12 protein-coding genes and 2 riboswitches are annotated in these 20,262 nt (G+C 65.9%); of the genes, 8 read left to right on the top strand and 4 right to left on the bottom strand.

The features are described 5' to 3' along the window. Window positions 1–376 precede the first annotated feature (376 nt). Window positions 377–1,273, top strand: coding sequence for a cytochrome c5 family protein (locus tag W930_RS0117380; RefSeq protein WP_023598403.1), 897 nt, complete (start codon window positions 377–379; stop codon window positions 1,271–1,273). Between the two features lie 116 nt (window positions 1,274–1,389). Here the strand turns inward: W930_RS0117380 and W930_RS0117375 are convergent, their stop codons facing one another. Both W930_RS0117375 and W930_RS0117370 read right to left on the bottom strand, forming a co-directional pair. Then, window positions 1,390–2,166 carry a metallophosphoesterase gene (locus W930_RS0117375; protein WP_023872608.1) on the bottom strand — a complete coding sequence of 259 codons (777 nt, stop codon included), beginning with the start codon at window positions 2,164–2,166 and terminating at the stop codon, window positions 1,390–1,392. 460 nt (window positions 2,167–2,626) lie between these two features. Continuing rightward, a complete protein-coding gene (locus tag W930_RS0117370; RefSeq protein ID WP_023872607.1) occupies window positions 2,627–4,732 on the bottom strand; it encodes a UvrD-helicase domain-containing protein in 2,106 nt (701 codons plus the stop codon). Window positions 4,733–5,012: 280 nt separating this feature from the next. Between W930_RS0117370 and W930_RS0117365 the strand changes: the two genes are divergently transcribed. From W930_RS0117365 to W930_RS0117335, 7 genes are all read left to right on the top strand, one after another. Next, the gene (locus W930_RS0117365) at window positions 5,013–5,993 is read left to right on the top strand and encodes a hypothetical protein (RefSeq protein WP_023872606.1); all 981 of its coding nucleotides are present in this window, start codon (window positions 5,013–5,015) and stop codon (window positions 5,991–5,993) included. Window positions 5,994–6,041: 48 nt separating this feature from the next. Then, window positions 6,042–6,138, top strand: a riboswitch (glycine riboswitch). 8 nt (window positions 6,139–6,146) lie between these two features. Next, window positions 6,147–6,286: riboswitch (glycine riboswitch) on the top strand. 143 nt (window positions 6,287–6,429) lie between these two features. Then, window positions 6,430–7,536: a glycine cleavage system aminomethyltransferase GcvT gene (gene gcvT / locus W930_RS0117360; RefSeq protein WP_023872605.1), complete on the top strand. Its 1,107-nt coding sequence runs from the start codon at window positions 6,430–6,432 to the stop codon at window positions 7,534–7,536. A gap of 80 nt (window positions 7,537–7,616) precedes the next feature. After that, a complete protein-coding gene (gcvH, locus tag W930_RS0117355) occupies window positions 7,617–8,000 on the top strand; it encodes a glycine cleavage system protein GcvH (RefSeq protein WP_023598408.1) in 384 nt (127 codons plus the stop codon). Window positions 8,001–8,160: 160 nt separating this feature from the next. Next, entirely contained in the window at window positions 8,161–11,088 is a 2,928-nt protein-coding gene (gcvP, locus tag W930_RS0117350; protein WP_024788642.1) for an aminomethyl-transferring glycine dehydrogenase, read from the top strand. Between the two features lie 150 nt (window positions 11,089–11,238). Then, a complete protein-coding gene (locus tag W930_RS0117345) occupies window positions 11,239–12,642 on the top strand; it encodes an L-serine ammonia-lyase (RefSeq protein ID WP_023872604.1) in 1,404 nt (467 codons plus the stop codon). Between the two features lie 313 nt (window positions 12,643–12,955). Then, window positions 12,956–15,094, top strand: a complete 2,139-nt coding sequence (locus W930_RS0117340) for a hypothetical protein (protein WP_023872603.1) — start codon at window positions 12,956–12,958, stop codon at window positions 15,092–15,094. Window positions 15,095–15,443: 349 nt separating this feature from the next. Next, the gene (locus W930_RS0117335) at window positions 15,444–16,859 is read left to right on the top strand and encodes a sodium:alanine symporter family protein (RefSeq protein WP_023872602.1); all 1,416 of its coding nucleotides are present in this window, start codon (window positions 15,444–15,446) and stop codon (window positions 16,857–16,859) included. 133 nt (window positions 16,860–16,992) lie between these two features. Here the strand turns inward: W930_RS0117335 and W930_RS0117330 are convergent, their stop codons facing one another. Both W930_RS0117330 and putP read right to left on the bottom strand, forming a co-directional pair. Next, the gene (locus W930_RS0117330; protein WP_023598413.1) at window positions 16,993–18,135 is read right to left on the bottom strand and encodes a branched-chain amino acid ABC transporter substrate-binding protein; all 1,143 of its coding nucleotides are present in this window, start codon (window positions 18,133–18,135) and stop codon (window positions 16,993–16,995) included. A 208-nt stretch (window positions 18,136–18,343) separates the two neighbouring features. Continuing rightward, window positions 18,344–19,888, bottom strand: coding sequence for a sodium/proline symporter PutP (putP, locus tag W930_RS27890; RefSeq protein WP_023872601.1), 1,545 nt, complete (start codon window positions 19,886–19,888; stop codon window positions 18,344–18,346). Window positions 19,889–20,262: the final 374 nt, after the last annotated feature.

Here is a 20,262-nt window from a genome sequence, read left to right as displayed (position 1 = left end):
GGTGAGGAGTGCGCGAACGCGCTACCGGCAGGCAAAGAGGTAGAAGCATAGCGGTTTTGCGGCGCGCCGTCCATGCCCCGTGCATCGTCCTGCCCAACAATGCGGCATTTCGTTGCCGCAAGCCGCTCCGGCGCGGATTTCCTGTGGTTGCGTCAGGGCCGCAATTTGCGCACGAAGCACGCGGAACACCGCTTTGCCTTTCGCGTAAGTTAGGGAAAATACGGGACTTTTGCGGCGTCCGCGCACCGCCTTGGCGTGTCATCCGCCGAGGGATTGTTGCTACAATGGTTCGTTATTTTGACTGGATGGCGCAAAGGCCTGTCGGCCGTCCGGTGTGATGCACTCGGTTTCCACAAAAACTATTGAGAGATCCCGCATGAGTGAAGCACATAACGAGCACGAGTCTCCGATCAAAACACCCAAGCAGCTCATCGCCGCCGTCGTTGCAGGTTTTCTGGTTCCGATCGTCATCATCGTCCTGCTGGTCAATTACGTAGGCAACAGCACCCTTCCCGCCGCAGGCAGTTCCGCCATGACCGAAAAGGCCATCGCCGAGCGCATCGCGCCCGTGGCCAAGGTCGAAGTCAAGGACGCCAACGCGCCACGCGTTTATCAGACGGGCGAGCAACTCTACAAGGCCGTTTGCGCTGCCTGCCACGCGTCGGGCGCGGCCGGTGCCCCGAAGGTCGGCACCGACGAATGGGCACCGCGCATCAAGCAGGGCTACGACGAAATGCTCAAGATCGCGCTGGCCGGCAAGGGCGCCATGCCGCCGCGCGGCGGCACCAGCCCCGACGATGTGACCGACTACGAGATCGGCCGCGCCATCGTCTATATGGCGAACGCCTCCGGTGGCAAGCTGCAAGAGCCGGCGGCGCCGGCCCAACCGGCGCCGGCCGCCTCCGGTGCCAGCGCTGCCGCCCCGGCATCGGGGGCTCCGGCCGCCGACGCCGGCGCAGCCGCGACCGCCGCCGCGGCCATGGCCGCGCTCAAGACGCCCGCCCCGGCTGCGGCCAGCGCGGGCAGCAATCTCGAGGCCGGCAAGAAGCTTTACGACACGGTTTGCATGGCCTGTCACGCCGCCGGCGTGATGAACGCCCCGAAGTTCGGCGACAAGGCCGCGTGGGCACCACGCATCGCCACCGGCATCGAAACGCTGCACAACGCGGCCCTCAAGGGCCTGAACGCCATGCCGGCGAAGGGCGGCGCCACCAATGCGTCGGACGACGACGTCAAGGCCGCCGTGGATTACATGGTGAGCGCGGCGAAGTAACCGGCCGGACGCCAGTGTGATGAAAAATCCCCGCTTCGGCGGGGATTTGCTTTTTGCTGCCGCTGCCGACGCAACGGTCCATGCGGCCGATGGCCCGGCGACAGGCCCGACACGCCCTAAACGCGCACGACCAACTGCGGATCGAATGCCGTGTTCTCGATGCGTCCCTCAAAGCAGTAACCACGCGGATTGCACAGCACGCGCGTGCGGCCGACCCGGTAATCGAACGAATCGTGCGTATGGCCATGGACCCACAATGCGGCGTCCGACTGATCGACGAACGACGTCAAATCCGAAATGAACGCCGGGTTCACGGGGGACCCGGCAAAGCGTGGATGAATACTCTGTGGCGTGGGGGCATGGTGCGTCACGATCACCGTCGGCCCCTCATGGGGCGTGGCGAGTGCGCGCGAGAGCCAGGCGACATTCTCGCGACATAGCGCGGCCGAGTCGTCCGGCGAGAAAAACGGCAGATCGGACCACGGCGCCGCGGGGTCGCCCACCCGGATGCGCGTGAAGTCGCGCACGAACTTCTTCGATTCCTCGATGACCATGTCGTGCTTGCCCTCGGCGTCGTACAGCGCGAAATCGGTCCAGAGGGTGGTGCCGATGAAACGTACGCCATCAATCACCACGGCCCCCCGTTCGAGCAAATGCACCTGGGTGCCCGCCGTCAGGCGCCGCAGCTCGGCAAGCGTGCCCGCGAGCGTGGCGCCGTAGAACTCATGGTTGCCAGCTACGTAGATGACGGGGCGCGAAAGTTGCTTCGCCCACTCGATGGCTTGCGCCGGACGGCTGATGTCGCCGGCGAGGATCGTGACGTCGGCATCGACGTCGGGAATGGCCAACGGCGCCACGGACAAATGCAGGTCTGACAGGATATGCAGTCTCACGCACCACGCTCCACAAAAACTCGGGGATGGGTGCCGCACACGCGCGTCGCAACGGTGTGTGCCGGACGCATTGCCAGCGGTGCGCCGCAGGTGTGGGCATTGGATCGAAATCGACGCAAACCGCGTGACGTTTCGCCCGTTTTTTACCGACTATCGCCCGCGCCGCGCCGATGGTCAAGATGTCTTTGGCTTCGAAAGGCTGCCCTCCTATAGTGAAACTTCACCTGACGAGTGGAGACGAGCCTATGCGAAAACTGTTGGTTGCTGTCCTGCTTTGTTTGACCGGTCTGACGGGGATGGTCGTGGCGTCGAGCCCGGCGGCCGCGTGTGACCCAACGTCTTCGAGTGGTGGCAAATAGCAGCAAGCATTGACTTCACGGCGTGCCTGCCGCCGCCGACAGCCCCGGCATGGACACCGCCGTTCCTCAGGCCAGCCCCCGCACGCGGGGGCTTATTCATGTCAGGCACCGGTCGACGACGGCGTTTTGTTGGCGCCACCGGCGAGCATCGCCTTCAGGCTGGCGAGCCGGTCCTTGGGCGACATCGGGGCGTCTTCGGGCGGCGGAGGCGGCGCTTCGTCGAGTTGCATCTCGGGCACGAAGCGCGAGATTTCGCACGAATAGGTCTCGCGCGCCCGCTTGCGCTTCTTGCACCACGACAACTGAAGCGAGCGTTGCGCGCGGGTGATGCCAACGTACATCAGGCGGCGCTCTTCCTCGATCTTCTCGGCGGTGACCTCTTCGTCATCGCGAATGTGCGGCAGGATGCCTTCCTCCACGCCCACGAGGAAGACATGCGGATACTCGAGGCCCTTGGAGGCGTGCAGCGTCGACAGGCGCACGGCGTCCGGGTCGTCGCCGTCGCGCCCTTCGAGCATCGACATCAGCGCGATGGTCTGCGTGAGTTCCATCAGGCTCTTGCCGTCGTCGTCGAGCCCGTCGGCGGTGTCGAAGCCGGTCGTCTGCGCTTCGTCGCCGCGCGTGCCCTTGCGCTTCATCCATTCAAGGAATTCGAGCACGGTCGTCCAGCGCGACTGGGCCTGGCGTTCGTCGAACGTATCGTAGAGGTAGGCCTCGTAGTGAACGCCTTCCATGAGATCGTCGATGACCTCGTTGGCCGGATCGCGCGCCGCGCGCGCCGCAATGCGCTGAATGAAGTCGCAGAACGCGCGCAGCGGTTCGAGCTGACGCGGTTGCAGCCGCGCTTCCACGGCGCCCATGTAGACCGCCTCGAACAGCGAGACCTTGGCCTGCCCCGCGAAGCCGCCCAGCACTTCCAGCGTGGTGCTGCCCACGCCGCGACGCGGGGTGGTGACGGCGCGAATGAATGCGGGGTCGTCGTCGGGATTGGCGAGCAGGCGCAGGTACGCGCACAGATCCTTGATTTCGGCCTTGTCGAAGAACGACTGTCCGCCCGAGAGAACGTACGGAATGCGTTCGCGCCGCAGCACCTGTTCGAAGATGCGCGCCTGGTGGTTGCCGCGGTACAGGATCGCGTAATCGCGAAACTCCGCGCGCCGCTCGAACTTGTGCGCCGAGAGCCGGAACACGACCGACTCGGCTTCGTGTTCTTCGTCGTTCATCGCGGTCACGGTGATCGGATCGCCCAGGCCGTGCTCGCTCCACAACTTCTTCTCGAAGATTTTCGGATTCTTCGCAATGACGTTGTTCGCCGCCGTGAGAATGCGCGACGTCGAGCGATAGTTCTGCTCGAGCTTGATGACCTTGAGCGTGGGGAAGTCGACCTGCAACTGCTTGAGGTTCTCGAGCGTGGCGCCGCGCCAGCCGTAGATTGCCTGGTCGTCGTCGCCCACGGCGGTGAATGCCGCGCGCTTGCCCGCGAGCAGCTTGAGCAGCAGATACTGGCAGGTGTTGGTGTCCTGGTATTCGTCGATGAGCAGATAGCGCAGCTTGTTCTGCCAGCGATCACGCACTTCCTCGTCGCGCTCGAAGAGCTGCGCGGGCAGCCGGATCAGATCGTCGAAATCGACGGCCTGGTAGGCCTGCAACGTCGCCATGTAATTGCGATAGACCAGGGCTGCCTGATGCTCGTCGGCGGTCTCGGCCGCGGCCAGCGCCACGTCGGGCGTGACCATGCCGTTTTTCCACAGGGAGATGGCGGTCTGCACGCCGCGGATCATCGCCTTGTCGGTCGTGCCCAATTGCTCCTGGATCAGGCCGAAGCAGTCGTCGGCATCGAGAATCGAGAACTGCGGCTTCAGACCGACGTGTTCCGCCTCGCGGCGCAAAATCTGCACGCCCAGCGAGTGGAACGTGCAGATCGTGAGCTGATTGACGGGCACCTTGCGCCCCTCCTTGCCGGGCGTGGTGAGTGTCTTGCCTTCGAGCTGCTTGGCCACGCGTTCGCGCATTTCGGCGGCGGCCTTGTTCGTGAACGTGACGGCGGCGATGTGCTTCGGCTCAAATCCCTTCGCTTCGATGAGCCACGCGATCTTTTGCGTGATGACGCGGGTCTTGCCGCTGCCCGCCCCGGCCAGCACGAGGCACGGGCCGTCGAAGTAGTGCGTGGCTTCGTTCTGGGCGGGATTGAGCGGAAAGGACGACATGGTGTGAAGCGGATGGGGTGAGCGCGGCAAGACGCGGGCGGTGCCGGCCATGTGCTGGCGTGCGCGGTGGTGGGCAAGTCTATCACGCGCGGCGCCCCCGTCCGGCACGTGAGCGCGACGCTTCAGTCGCGCCGGTTTCACCCCGCGAACGCGCTTCCCGTCGGGGCCCGCCGACTGTGGGGCGCGCGCGACGCCGGGTGGCGCGGCCGGTGCCGCGCGCTGGCGTCGACATAGACCGGGTGCCTATAATGCAAAACGTTGCCATCGTGGTGAGGTCGCCGTGCAATGTCCAACTTGTGGGACGAACAACGCGCCGCGCGCGCTGCACTGTGAGAAGTGCGGCGCCAGACTCGCGGATGCCGAGCCGGGTTTCCGGGGCGAGGGTCTCGCGGCGGGCGCCGTGGCCGGCGCGACGGCCGACGCTGCCGACAGCCGCCTGAGCGATTCGGCAAAGGCCACGGGTGCCGCCGGTGCCGCGTCGGCGACGCCCCCGAAGCGGGCTCGCGACCGGCGCGATCGGAAGGATGAGGAGCCGGGCTGGCTCAACGGCGCACTCGTTTTCGGTACCGCGGTGTTCGCCGCCATCGCGCTGCTTGGCATCTGGTGGAATCTGCGCGCGCCCTATGTCGACCCCGCACCCAAGGCGCCCGAGGGCATTGCGGTCGCGCCGTTCAACAATGGCAACGACGCGCCGTCGGCCGCCGCGCCGGGCGATACAGGCGCAGGCGCGCCGAACGAGGCGTCGGCCGCGCAGGCCAGGGCGCAGGCGCTCGCGGCGATCGATGCCGCAGCGTCCGGCGCCGCCGCCGATGTCGCGGCCGCGAGTCAGAGCGCGGCGCCGCTGACGGCGTCGGCCGCCACGGCGGCATTGACCGCCGCGGCGACCCAGGTGACGCCTCCCGCGCCGTCCGCCACCCAGTCCGCCAACGCCCCAGACGAGATGATGCAATTGTTGAGTCGACGCGTCGCGGGCGGCAAGTCATCTCAGCCGCCGACCGCCCCGTCGGATCTGCCGGCGCATTACGATGCGAACGACATCGGCGCGATTGCCGCGCAGAATACGCCGCCGGCGAGCGCCTCGGCGCCGCTGGCCGCCTCCGCGCCATCGGCCGCGAGCACGATCGCCGCCGCGCTTGCGCGATGCGAGCGCTATCGCTGGTACGAAGTGATACCGAAGCAACGCTGCATCTGGGCCATCTGCAATGGCAGGTGGGGCCGCGACGGATGTCCGGCGGGCGCCAATCCGGGGGAATCGCACTGACGGTATTTGTGCCAAATTGACAGTCCCCGGCTTTCCCCGTAAAGTGCGCGAGCGTGGTCGGGAGAGCGCACCGGGAAGCACATGCCGGGGCCGCCGAAGGGGTAATACCCACAAACTCTCAGGCATCAAGGACCGTCCACGCCGAAGGCTTTGCCTTCGATCTCTGGAGAGCGGTCGCGGCGTGCAGGGCACGCGGGCGATCCACCGAAGGGGCTGGCGGGATCGACATGGCGTGCGCGAGGCACACCGATCCGCCGGGCAATCTCTCAGGTACCAAGGACAGAGGGGTCATCTCGCCAACTGGCATTGCGTTGGGCACGTGTACGGACACGCGCCCCACGCGGTAAGTGCCGGTCGTCGAGATGACCCCTTTTGCATTTTCGGACGCTGGTCTCCGAAGATCCCGAACCTCGACACCTGACGGCCCGACGCCCCGATGACCGATCTCAAACGTACCCCGCTCAACGACACGCACCGCGCCGCCGGCGCTCGCATGGTTGACTTCGGCGGCTGGGACATGCCCGTGAACTACGGCTCCCAGATCGAAGAACACAACGCCGTGCGCACCGACGCCGGCATGTTCGACGTCTCGCACATGTGCGTGGTCGACCTGCACGGCTCGGGCTGCCGCGAATTCCTGCGGTATGCCGTGGCCAACAACGTCGACAAGCTGCAAACCCCGGGCAAGGCCCTCTACACGTGCATGCTCAATCCGGGCGGCGGCGTGATCGACGATCTCATCGTCTATTTCATCGCCGAAGACTGGTTCCGCATCGTCGTGAACGCCGGCACGGCCGACAAGGACCTCGCCTGGCTCGGCCAGCTCAACGCCCACGGCGACTACAACCTCACCCTCATTCCGCGCCGCGACCTGTCGATCGTGGCGGTGCAGGGGCCGAACGCGCGCGCCAAGGTCTGGCAGGCCGTGCCGGGCAGCCAGGCGGCGAGCGAAGCGCTCAAGCCGTTCAACGCCGCGTTCGCCAAGGACACCGCCTTCGGCGAGCTGATGATCGCCCGCACGGGCTACACCGGCGAAGACGGCTTCGAGGTGATCGTGAATGCCGATCACGTGGTGGCCCTGTGGAAGGCGCTGGTCGCGCAAGGCGTGCGTCCGGCCGGCCTCGGCGCGCGCGACACGCTGCGTCTGGAAGCCGGCATGAATCTGTACGGACAGGACATGGACGACGACGTCTCGCCGCTCGACGCCGGCCTGGGCTGGACCGTGGAGAAAGAGAGCGAGCGCACGTTCGTCGGCAAGGACTCGCTGATCTCGCGCGGCCAGACGTGGCGCTTCGCGGGCCTCGTGCTCGACGGCAAGGGCGGCGTGCTGCGCGCCCATCAGGTCGTGGTGACCGACGCCGGCAACGGCGAAATCACCAGCGGCACCTTCAGCCCGAGCCTGCAGCAATCGATCGCCTTTGCTCGGCTGCCGAAGGGCGTTCCCGACGGCGCCATCGTGCAGGTGCAAATTCGTGACAAGCAATTACCCGCACGTGTGGTCAAATTACCGTTCGTGCGTCACGGCAAGGCCGTGGTGGCCTGAGCAACACACCGGCACCACGGCACGGCGACACGATTTTCCGATAACCGAATACCCCAATCACTGAATTCCGGAGCGTCAACATGGCGAATATCCCCGACAACCTGAAGTACACCGAATCCGACGAGTGGGCCCGTCTCGAAGCCGACGGCACCGTGACCGTGGGCATCACCGATTTCGCGCAGGAATCGCTGGGCGACATCGTGTTCGTGGAGCTGCCGGACACCGGCCGCACCGTCGCCCGGGACGAGGCATCGTGCGTGATCGAGTCGGTCAAGGCCGCCGCCGACGTGCACGCGCCGATCAGCGGCGAGATCATCGAGACGAACGCCGAAGTGCCGGGCTCGCCCGACATCGTCAACGCCGACGCTTACGGCAACTGGCTGTTCCGCGTGAAGCCCTCGAATCCGGCCGAGCTCGAAAAACTGCTGAGCCCGGAAGCCTACGCGAAGAAGATCGGCGCCTGACGTTGCCGAACGACGCCCCGCGGGCTCCGGCTCGCGAGGCGTCGCCAGCCCGGCACCGTTACCTGCCCTTCGCGCACCACGCGCACCACGCGTACCCGCGCAACCGAGCAACTGAGATATCCCGCCGTCACTTGCCGTGATCGAACGAGAGAACTGACCCATGAACGCCTTGACTGACCTGCAAGCGCCGCGCCGCTCGCTCACCGAGCTCGAGCAGCGCGAGAACTTCTCCGCGCGCCACATCGGCCCGGACACCCCCGAACAACAAGCCATGCTCACCGAGCTGGGCTATGCCTCGCGCGCCGCGTTGATCGACGCGGTCGTGCCGGCCTCGATCCGCCGCGACGGCGAGCGCTTCGCCGCATCGCTCGGCCAGTTCGCCGCCGCGAAGACCGAGTCGCAGGCACTTGCGCAATTGCGCGCGCTGGCCGACCAGAACCAGGTCTTCAAGTCGTTCATCGGTCAGGGCTACTACAACACCTTCACGCCGGGCGTGATCCTGCGCAACGTGCTGGAGAACCCGGCCTGGTACACGGCTTACACCCCGTATCAGCCGGAAATCTCGCAGGGCCGCCTCGAAGCGCTGCTCAATTACCAGCAGATGATCATCGACATGACGGGGCTGGCGATCGCCAACGCGTCGATGCTCGACGAGGCGACCGCCGCCGCCGAAGCGATGACGCTGGTCAAGCGCACCGGCAAGTCGAAGTCCAACACGTTCTTCGTGGCGGACGATGTGCTGCCGCAAACCATCGAAGTGGTGCAAACGCGCGCCAAACCGCTCGGCATCGAAGTCCAGGTCGGTCCCGTGGCCGCCGCCGCCGAAGTCGAGGCGTTCGGCGTGCTGGTGCAATACCCGGGCGTGGGCGGCGACGTGCGCGATTTCCGCGCGCTGGCCGACACGATCCATGCGAAGGGCGGCATGCTGGTCGCCGCCGCGGACCTGCTCTCGCTCGCGTTGCTCACGCCGCCGGGCGAGTGGGGCGCCGACGTTGCCGTCGGCAACAGCCAGCGCTTCGGCGTGCCGATGGGCTTCGGCGGCCCGCACGCCGCCTACCTGGCCACGCGCGACGAACTCAAGCGCTCGATGCCCGGTCGTCTGGTCGGCGTGTCGGTCGACTCGCAGGGCAAGCCGGCGCTGCGATTGGCGCTGCAAACGCGCGAGCAGCACATCCGCCGCGAGAAGGCCACCTCGAACATCTGTACCGCGCAGGCGCTGCTCGCCATCATGGCCAGCATGTACGCCGCGTATCACGGCCCGCAGGGCCTGCGTGTAATCGCCGAGCGCGTGCACCGTCTGACGGCCGTGCTGGCCGCCGGTCTTGCCGCCCTGGGCGCCGCGCCGCGAAACGCCACGTTCTTCGACACGCTGACCGTGCCGGTGGCCGGCCGCGCCGACAGCATTCACACCGTGGCCGCCGCCCGCCGTTTCAACCTGCGTCGCGAGGACGCCGATACGGTCGGCATCTCGCTCGACGAGACCAGCACGCGCGACGACGTGATCGCGTTGTGGGAAGTGGTCGCAGAGGGGCTCGGCAAGCAAGCCGTCTCGCTGGACTTCGACGCCATCGAAGCCACCGTCTCGAACGGTTATCCGGCGGCGCTCGCGCGCCAGAGCGCGTATCTCACGCATCCGGTGTTCAATCGCTATCACTCCGAGCACGAAATGCTGCGTTACCTGCGCAGTCTCTCGGACAAGGATCTGGCGCTCGATCGCACGATGATCCCGCTCGGCTCGTGCACGATGAAGCTCAACGCCACCTCGGAGATGCTGCCGGTGACGTGGCCGGAATTCGGCCAGATTCACCCGTTCGCCCCGGCCGACCAGACGGTGGGCTACCGCACCATGATCGACCAGCTCGAGCGCATGCTCGTGGCCGCGACCGGCTATGCGGCGGTGTCGTTGCAGCCGAACGCCGGCTCGCAGGGCGAGTACGCAGGCCTGCTGATCATTCAGGCGTATCACGCCTCGCGCGGCGAAGCGCATCGCGACATCTGCCTGATCCCGGCGTCGGCGCACGGTACCAACCCGGCATCGGCCCAGATGGCGGGCATGCAGGTCGTGGTGGTCGCGTGCGATGCCAATGGCAACGTCGATCTGGCCGACCTGCAGGCGAAGGCCGAGCAGCATCGCGACCGCCTGGCCGCGATCATGATGACGTACCCGTCCACGCACGGCGTGTTCGAGGCGGGCGCGCGCCAGATCTGCGAAATCGTGCATGCGAACGGCGGCCAGGTGTATGTCGACGGCGCCAACATGAACGCGATGGTCGGCCTGTGCGCACCCGGCGAATTCGGTGGCGACGTGTCGCACCTGAACCTGCACAAGACGTTCTGCATTCCGCACGGCGGCGGCGGCCCCGGCGTGGGGCCGGTCGCTGTCGGCGCCCATCTGGCGAAGTTCCTGCCGAACCAGCGTTCGACCGGGTATTCGCGCGATGCCGAAGGTATCGGCGCCGTGTCGGGCGCTCCGTACGGTTCGGCCTCGATCCTGCCGATCTCGTGGATGTATGTGGCGATGATGGGTGCGAAGGGCCTGACGGCCGCCACCGAAACCGCCATTCTCAACGCCAACTACCTCGCGAAGAAGCTCGCGCCGCACTACCCGGTGCTGTACACCGGGCCGGGCGGGCTGGTGGCGCACGAGTGCATTCTCGACCTGCGTCCGCTCAAGGACACCAGCGGCATCACCGTCGACGACGTGGCCAAGCGACTGATGGATTTCGGCTTCCATGCGCCGACGATGAGCTTCCCGGTGCCGGGCACGCTGATGGTCGAGCCGACGGAATCGGAGTCGAAGCACGAACTCGACCGCTTCATCGAGGCGATGGTCACGATCCGCGAGGAAATCCGCGCGGTGGAAGAGGGACGCGCGGACCGCGAGGACAATCCGCTCAAGCACGCGCCGCACACGGCCGACGTGGTGACCGCCGACGAATGGACGCACGCCTACGCGCGCAGCCAGGCAGCGTATCCGGTCAAGGCGCTGCGCGAGCGCAAATACTGGCCTCCGGTCGGACGCGCCGACAACGTGTATGGCGACCGGAACCTGTTCTGCGCCTGCGTGCCGATGAGCGACTACGAGTGATCGTCGCGTAGTTCGGACACACGGGGGCCGGCAGCAACATTGCCGGCCCCTTTTTGTCTCTCCGGATGCGGCTTCGGACGTCACGCGGTCGTGGCGGACCTGCCGCGGCCGACGAGTCATCTTCACGTTTCAGATCTTCAGGAAAGCCTCATGGCCGTTTCAGTTTTCGATTTGTTCAAGATCGGTATCGGACCGTCGAGTTCGCATACCGTCGGGCCCATGCGCGCCGCGCTGATGTTCGTTCAGGGACTGGAGCGCGACGGCCTGTTGCCCCAGGTGGCGTCGGTTCGCGCCGAGTTGTATGGCTCGCTGGGCGCGACCGGCAAGGGACACGGCACCGACAAGGGCGTGCTGCTCGGCTTCATGGGCGAAGCGCCCGATACGGTCGATCCGTCGACGATTGCCGCGCGGCTGGCCACGCTGCGCAAGTCGAAGGTGCTGTCGATTCTCGGTCGCCACGATGTGCCGTTCGTCGAAAAGGAACACATGGTGTTCTATCGTCGCGAAGCGATGGCCGAGCACCCGAACGGCATGAAATTCCATGCCTTCGACGGTGCGGGCAACACCTTGCGCGAAGGACGCTATCTGTCGGTCGGCGGTGGCTTCGTCGTGACGGCGGGCGCGTCGAACGCGCAGGTGCTCTCGGCGCACGATCAGCTGCCGTACCCGTTCCGCACGGGCAAGGAACTGCTCGAGATGTGCCGCGCCAGCGGCAAGACCATCGCCCAGTTGATGTGGGAGAACGAGAAGGTCTGGCACCAGGGCGATACGGCGGAAGCGGACATCCGTCGTGGGTTGCTCAATATCTGGCATGTGATGCAGTCGTGCGTGACGCGCGGTTGCGGCATCGGCAACGACGAGGCCGACGGCGAACTGCCCGGGCCGCTCCATGTGCGGCGTCGCGCGCCGGAGTTGTACCGCCAGCTCACGCAGCGCGCGGAACGCACGCTGTCCGACCCGTTGTCGGTGATGGACTGGGTGAACCTGTACGCGATCGCCGTCAACGAAGAGAACGCGGCGGGCGGGCGCGTCGTGACGGCGCCGACGAACGGCGCGGCCGGCATCATCCCGTCGGTGCTTCACTACTACGACCGCTTCGTGCACGGCGCGAACGAGCAGGGCGTGATCGATTTCCTGCTCACGGCGGGTGCCATCGGCATTCTCTACAAGCTCAACGCGTCGATTTCGGGCGCGGAGGTCGGCTGCCAGGGCGAGGTCGGCGTGGCCTGTTCGATGGCGGCAGGCGCGCTTGCGGCCGTGCTGGGCGGCACGGTCGAGCAGGTCGAGAATGCGGCCGAAATCGGCATGGAGCACAACCTCGGCCTGACGTGCGATCCGGTGGGCGGATTGGTGCAGATTCCATGCATCGAACGCAACGCCATGGCGTCGATCAAGGCCGTGAACGCCGCACGGATGGCGCTGCGCGGCGATGGCGCTCACTATGTGTCGCTCGACTCCGTCATCAAGACGATGCGCGAGACGGGCGCCGACATGAAGACCAAGTACAAGGAGACGGCGCGCGGCGGATTGGCGGTGAATATCGTCGAGTGCTGACACGGCGCCACGTCGCGCACGTGTCGGTGAACGATGCGCGTGCGACGCACGGGCCGCATGCGCGCGCCGTAAAAGACGTTTCAGCTGTCGCGCCGTTGCCGGTCCTGCCGGTCAATCGAACACGCCTCACGGGAATCCCGTGGGGCCTTTTTTCGTCTTTGGGCGAGTGATTTCTGATTTCGCGCGAACCCTTCGAAAGTTCCGGGCGTTTCCTAATCCCCGGTGTCGAGACGTCATCGAGAATGGCAAGTTTTGACGACTTTGCTGTCACGCCCGATGCGGCGCGAGGCGCTCAGACGAAAGGAGTTCGACCATGCGAAAGCAACAATCCGGGATCTTCCTGATCTCGGCGGCGATTGCCGTCGCCGTGCTGGGGGTGATGATTTCCTTCTGGGGCGTGCATCAGGCAAGGCAGATGCGTACCGAAAAGGCCGAGCGCATGGGCGAAGCGCTGAAGCTCATGGGCGACAAGGTGCAGAGCTTCGTGGTGGAGCATCACAACGCCATCGTGGCATTGCTGGGCCCATCGGCAAAGCCGTTCACGGTCCGGGGCGTTACCTTTGAAAGGCGCCAGGATTGGCTCGGCCGGCCCAGCATCGACAATCTGACGGCGAGCAGGCTGCTCACGGCCACCAACGCCACCGGCATGGGCACGCGCCCGCCGGGAAGCCGAGGCGAATACGGCATTCACGTGTATCTCGAATGCGACAAGACCACAAATGTGTGCAACATCGAAACGCTCACCTACATCGACACACCGATCTACAAGACCTACGGCGCCGCTCCCGACTGGGACGCCGCGGCGGTCGCCGTGCGCAAGATCGGCGCACTGGGCGGCATTCAGCACGACGGAGGTCAGGTGTTCCGGTTCCTCGATTCGTCCGGTCAAACCGGGACCGTCGCAAGCCCGCTCGGAAAGCCGGGACTCATCGCGGTGCGCGGGGGCTATTCGACCAGTGCGATGGACGTTTACGTCCGGCGCGATGGCTCGACGATGCGGGGACCGCTCGATTTCGAAGAGAGGGACGCGCAGGGCGGGAGGGTCAAGCGGCACGACATTGTCGGCGTGGGCAAACTCGACGCGGAGCGACTCAGTGGCACATCGTTGACTGCCAGCGCGGCGACCGTCAGTGGCCCGCTCGTCGCGAACTCGGCGACGCTTCAGGGCCAGCTCGACATGGGGGGCAATGGAGCGAACCATAGCATCGTGGGCGCGCAGGATATCAGTGGCACCGGCACGTTACGTATGGGCGCCATGGAACTCACCGGCCCGGCGGGCGCGCAAAGCCTGGTCGTGGGAGGACCTGCGAACGTCGGCGCGCGGCTGAGCGTGGCGGGGGATACCGTGCTGGAAGGGAAGCTGAGCGCGAAGAACGGCGCGAAGCTCGACGGGAAGCTCGAAATGTCGGGCAATGACATCGTCAAGGCCGACAAGGTCGAGGCCGACCTGTTCCGCTCGGCGAAGGGCGTGGTCGAGCTCAACGGCGCCAAGCAGCAGGGCGAGGAGTGCCACGTCTGGGGATTGACGCGCGACGCCGACGGCCGGCTGCTTTCGTGCCAGCGCAGTCGGCCGGGCAGCAACACGTGGCATTGGAAACTGGCGAGCACCCCCGGCAGCGTGACGGATGTGCCGACCTACATCGTCAAGGAGATCGAAAAACTCGTCCGGGTCGACGACCACTGGAAAGTCACGCGCTATTCGCTGACGCCGTCGCGTGCGGGGCTGAGGTTGGGATCGGCGCTCTACTTCTACGTGGCGTCCCAATCCGACGCCACGCTGCTCGCATGCGCGGTCACCAATGTGGGGCGCGGTGGCGCGTCGATCCGGCCCGGCGCCAGTCAGGGCGAGTACATCGTGACGCAGTCGCCACGCGGCACCGAGCAACTGGTGTGCCTGTCGAAAGGGGCGGGAACGCCGTACGTGCGCGAGAACGCCTGGTTCTGGCGCGGGTGGCCGACGATCGATGTTCACGGTAGCGTCGTGAAGAGCGGCTTCTGGTCCGTGCGCGATTTCGTTTCCAAACTGCCATCGATTCATCGCGACGTTCGAAAGCCGGACAAGATCCTGAAGGACACCGACACGGGGTTTGCCCGCGAGTTGAAGCAGTTGTTCGACACGTTCGGTACGTGGGCATCCGCCGGCGATCTCAATGCGCCGATCGCGCAGGGTGGCATGGGCTTTTACCGCTATACGACCCGACACCTCGGTGGAACGTCCGCGGTGCTCGTCAAGAATCCGAATGGCCCGGTGTCCTGCAAGATCAGGTCGGACTTCGCGGGCGCCTTTCTCGATCATTCGAGCGATACGATCCGGGTCGGCACACGCGCGGCGCACACCGCAGGTCCGGGCAGAACGCTCGCGGTCGACGTGCAATGTGCCTTCTCGCGCGCCAGCGATCTTCACAACAGTTCTTTCACGCCGTGCAGTCCAGGCACCTGTCCGCTTCCCTGATGGCGGCGCTCGCCTTGCACCGGTATGCGTGCACCCCCGCCGATCCACGCCCTCACACGCCCTCACACGTCCTCCGCAAACTTCCGAGCCCGGAACATCGCGGCTTTGCGACGCGTCACGCCACCGTCACATCCGGGCGATATGCTCTGCGGCGATGTCTCCTTGCCTTGTCTTTGAGCCGCCCGGCGATCGCCGAGCGGCTTTTTTTATTGGCGCGCGTCCGAACCTGCATAGGAATCGACGCAAAGTGCAGCGGCAAACTGTCGCAATGGCCCAATCCTTGAGATTCTCCGTCCCTCGCCTCTCATTTCAGAGGGGTGATGCACGATTGCGACAGGAGACGACTGACATGGAAAGCTGGGTTAAATCGATGGTGGATGCCGTCGGCGGGGTGCTGTCGGGCTACCCCCTGGTGATCGCCTTGCTCGGCGCGGGCCTTTACTTCACCGTGCGGTTCGGCGGCATACAGATCCGGGCGTTCGCGCATAGCGTTCGCCTGTTGCGAACCTCGGGTGACATTTCCGGCATATCGCCGTTTCAGGCATTCGCCACGGGGCTGGCCAGCCGCGTCGGCACCGGCAATATCGCGGGCGTGGCCGTGGCGCTGACCATCGGCGGTCCGGGCGCCATCTTCTGGATGTGGATGACGGCATTGCTTGGCATGGCGTCGGCCTTTGTCGAATCGACGCTTGCGCAGATCTTCAAGGTTGCGCATCGGGACAACACGTTCCGTGGTGGCCCCGCCTACTACATTCAGCTCGGTCTCGGCTCACGCAAGTTCGGCGTCGTTTTCGCCGTCGCGCTGTTGTTCACGTTTGGCTTCGCCCTCAACTCGGTGCAATCGCACTCCATCGCGGAGGCGCTCGAAGCGTCGTTCGGCTGGGAGCGGCAGTGGATCGGCATCGCGTTGGTCCTGCTGACCGCGCCGATCATCTATGGGGGTGTGCGGCGTGTGGCGCGCGTGGCCCAATGGATCGTTCCGGTCATGGCGGTAGCGTATCTCGGGCTTGCGGTGTTCGTTTGCCTCGCGAATCTGCACGAGCTTCCCGGCATGATCGCGTTGATCTGGCGCCATGCCTTCGGGCTGGAGCCCGCGGCGGGTGGTATCGCCGGGTATGCCGTCGGTCAGGCGGTGCTGATGGGGGTGAAGCGGGGGCTCTTCTCCAACGAGGCCGGCATGGGCAGTGCGCCAAACGCGGCGGCGGTCGCCACCACGCGGCATCCGGTTCAGCAAGGGCTCATGCAGATGCTCGGCGTGTGCTTCGACACCATCGTCGTTTGCTCGGCGACGGCATTCATGATCCTGCTCTCGGGAGAGTTCATGCCCGGCGCGGCGCCGGAAGGCGCGGTGCTCACACAGCGCGCGCTGGCCGCGCACTTCGGCGACTGGGCGGTGACCTTCACCGGCCTGACGGTATTCTTCCTGGCGTATTCCAGCGTGCTCGGCAACTACGCGTACGCGGAAGTGAACATGGACTACATGACGCAGCGACGCTGGTGCCTGCATGTCTTTCGCGCGCTGGTACTGGCGGCGGTGATGCTCGGTTCCATCGCGAGCCTGCCGCTGGTGTGGAGTTTCGCCGACGTCGGTACGGCGTTGATGGCGTTCATCAACCTGATCGCCATTGCCTTGCTGACCCGATACGCGGTGCTCGCATGGCATGACTATCGGAAACAGCGCAAAGCCGGTGTCGCCGAACCGGTATTCACGCGCGACGTGCTGCCACCCGAGTTGCGCGAACGCCTGCCGAAGGACGTCTGGTAACGTGCGCCGCGCGATGCCGCGATGACGTCGCCCGGAAAGCGGGAATCCGGCAAACGCGGAATTCAAAAGCAAGGGCCGGTGAGACGACTCACCGGCCCTTGGCGTTTGCGACTAATGAGCCGTCGTCAAACGGTCACTTGCCGCCGACCGTCTCGAGTACGGTCCACTTGCCGTCGACCACCTTGTAGAGCGTGATCGAGCCGTACTTCAGATCGCCCACCTTGTCGTAAGCCAGCTCACGCGTGGTCACGCCGGGCATGCTCGTCTTGGCCAGCGCCGGCAGGTACTTCGCCGGGTCGGTCGAGTTGGCCTTCTTCATGGCGGACATCATGGCCATGGCACCGTCATAGGCGTAGGGCGAGTAGGTTTCCGGGGCCGAGCCGAACTTCGCCTTGTAGCGCTGTTCGTAAGCGGTGCCGCCGGGCATCTTGTCGAGCGGCAGGCCGGCGAGCGAGACAACCGAGCCGTTGGCGGCGTCGCCGGCAATCTTCAGGAACGCATCCGACTTGACCATCTCGCCGGCCATCAGCGTGCTCTTCATGCCCAGCTCGCGCATCTGCTTGGCGAGCGGGCCAGCCTGGGCGTCGGCGCCGCCGTAGAAGACCATGTCCGGGTTGGCGCGCTTGAGGTTGGTCAGGATCGCGCGGAAATCCACGGCCTTGTCGTTGGCGTACTCGCGCCGCACGATCTTGCCACCGGCTGCCTTCGCCGCTTTCTCGAACTCGTCGGCCAGGCCCTGGCCGTAGGCGGTGCGATCGTCGACGATCGCGATGTTCTTGAAGCCCAGCTTCTTGACCGCGAACGTGCCCACCACCGACCCCTGCTGGATGTCCGAGGTCATCATGCGGAAGGTCGTCTTGAAACCCTGCTTCGTGTATTCCGGCGCGGTCGCCATGGCGATTTCCGGGATACCGGCGCCGGCGTAGATGCGCGATGCCGGGATCGTGGTGCCCGAGTTGAAATGGCCGAGCATGCCCTTGATGCCCGAGTCGACCAGTTTCTGCGCAACCAGCGAACCCTGACGCGGATCCGCCTGATCGTCCTCGGACTGCAACACGAACTTCACCGGCTTGCCTTCGATGGTCGGCTTGGTGGCGTTGTACTCGTCAACGGCCATCTGGATGCCGTTCTGCATGTCCTTGCCGTAGTGCGCCTGGGCGCCCGTGAGCGGTGCGGCAAAACCCAGCTTCACTTCCTGCGCCTGTTGTGCGCCGGCGGTACCGAACGCGAGCAGTCCCGCCACTGCGACTGCGCTGAGCGTAAGCTTCGATTGCATCAACCCTCTCCTTGCATGTGTATGTCGTTGAGTGGCGCGCCTGCGGGATCGCCGCGGCGCACCTTTCTTGGAATGCCATCGGCACAGGACCGGTCGATCCTGGACGGCATGCATCGCAATCAAACGCATAATGCGTCCGACGCGGCAGTATTGGATGGCTGCGCGCGCCGGTCAAGAGGGACATTTGCCGATAGAAGGTGCTACCGGGTTATGGCGTGGGTTGCGCCGCGGGCGCATCGGTGCTACCCGGCGTGGCGGGGGCGCCGTCGCGGATCTGGCGCAGGGCGGCTTCGGCCGCTTCGAAACGGGCGAGAACGTCGGCGGACGGCGCCCGGCCGAGACGACTCACGACCACGAGCGCCAGACCGCCGAGGGCGAAGCCGGGCACGATTTCGTACAGGTCGAACCAGGCGAACTGTTTCCAGATGAGCACCGTGGCGGCACCCACCACGATGCCCGCCAGCGCGCCGTTGCGTGTGACGCGGGGCCAGAGCAGGGTGGCCAGCACCAGCGGACCGAACGCCGCGCCGAAGCCGGCCCAGGCGTAGCTCACCATGCCCAGCACCCGGCTGTTCGGGTCGAGCGCCAGCAATACCGCGACGACCGCCACGGCCAGCACCATCGCGCGCCCGATCCACACGAGACGGCGTTGGCTGACCGGCCCGCGCGCAAACGTCTTGTAAAGGTCCTCCGTCAGCGCGCTCGCGCAGACGAGCAACTGGCACGACAGCGTGCTCATCACCGCCGCCAGAATCGCGGCGAGCAGAATGCCGGCGAGCCACGGCGTGAACAACTGGGTGGTCAATGCCATGAAGATCGTTTCCGGATTGGCGGCCACCCCGTCGCCGATCAGCGGACGTGCGCTATAGAACGCCAGGCCGAAGAAGCCCACCGCCACCGCGCCGGCCAGGCACAGCGTCATCCAGGTCATGCAGATGCGTCGTGCCTGCGGGATTGCGGCGGCCGAGCGTGCCGCCATGAAGCGCACGAGAATATGCGGCTGGCCGAAATAGCCGAGGCCCCACGCGAGCATCGAGATCACGCCGACGGGGGCGAGCTCCCCGAACCAGTCGGTGTGCGCGGGGTGGACCGCCGTCACGGCGGAGATCGCCGCGGCCGGGCCGCCGTCGATGGTGATCACGGCAATCGGCGTGACCACCAGCGCGGCGAACATCAACGAGGCCTGCACGGTGTCGGTCCAGCTCACCGCGAGAAAGCCGCCGATGAACACGTACGCGATGGTCGCCACGGCGCCGATCCACAGCGCTGTGCGGTAGTCGAGTCCGAACATCGTCTCGAACAGCCGCGCTCCGGCCACCACGCCGGAGGCGCAGTAAATCGTGAAGAAGATGAGGATCACGAGCGCCGTGACAATGCGCAGCACATGGCTGCTGTCGCCAAAGCGCTGCGTCAGGTATTCGGGCAATGTCAGGGCGTTGCCGCAAACCTCGGTGTGCACGCGCAGCCGCGCGGCGACCAGATGCCAGTTCGCCCATGCGCCCACGGCGAGGCCGACAGCGATCCAGACGCCCGACAGGCCACCGACGTAGATGGCGCCCGGCAGCCCAAGCAGCAGCCAGCCGCTCATGTCGGACGCCCCTGCGGAGAGCGCGGTGACGAAGCTGCCGAGGCGGCGCCCACCGAGGATGTAGTCGGAGAGATTGTTGGTGGACCGGTAACCGAGCCACCCGATCACCAGCATGAGCAGCAAATAGACGGTGAATGACACCGCAGTGGGATTCCACAGGGACATGTAGCCTCCTTGAGCGGCGGTGCGGTGCGCGTCGGACGCCGATCTCCCGGCATGACGAAAGGGGCGACAACGCGCAACGACGACCGCGGTGGCCGGCGATACGTGTCGCCGGCACGGGTTGACCGCGCGAAGGCGGTGAGACGCGTTTATATGTCGGGGGCGGGCGCGACGATACCGTGAAAGCGCTCAGCGTGCGGGGCTACGGTAAATGCGGTCCAACGTGAAACGCGGGGAAGGTGCGGCGACCCGTCAGATATCGAGCGGACCGGCGATGGGGCCGGGAAGCGTTGGTGTGAGGTAAGCCGAGGCAGGACGAAGCAAGACGAAGCAGGACGAGGTGTGGCCCTGGCGGCCGAGTGGCGTCACACCGCGGT

The sequence above is a fragment of the Pandoraea sp. E26 genome (genome assembly GCF_000681415.1).
Lineage (GTDB): Bacteria > Pseudomonadota > Gammaproteobacteria > Burkholderiales > Burkholderiaceae > Pandoraea > Pandoraea pnomenusa.
The sequence above is the reverse complement of the archived record's forward strand: the minus strand, read 5'-3'. Positions and strand labels throughout refer to the sequence as shown.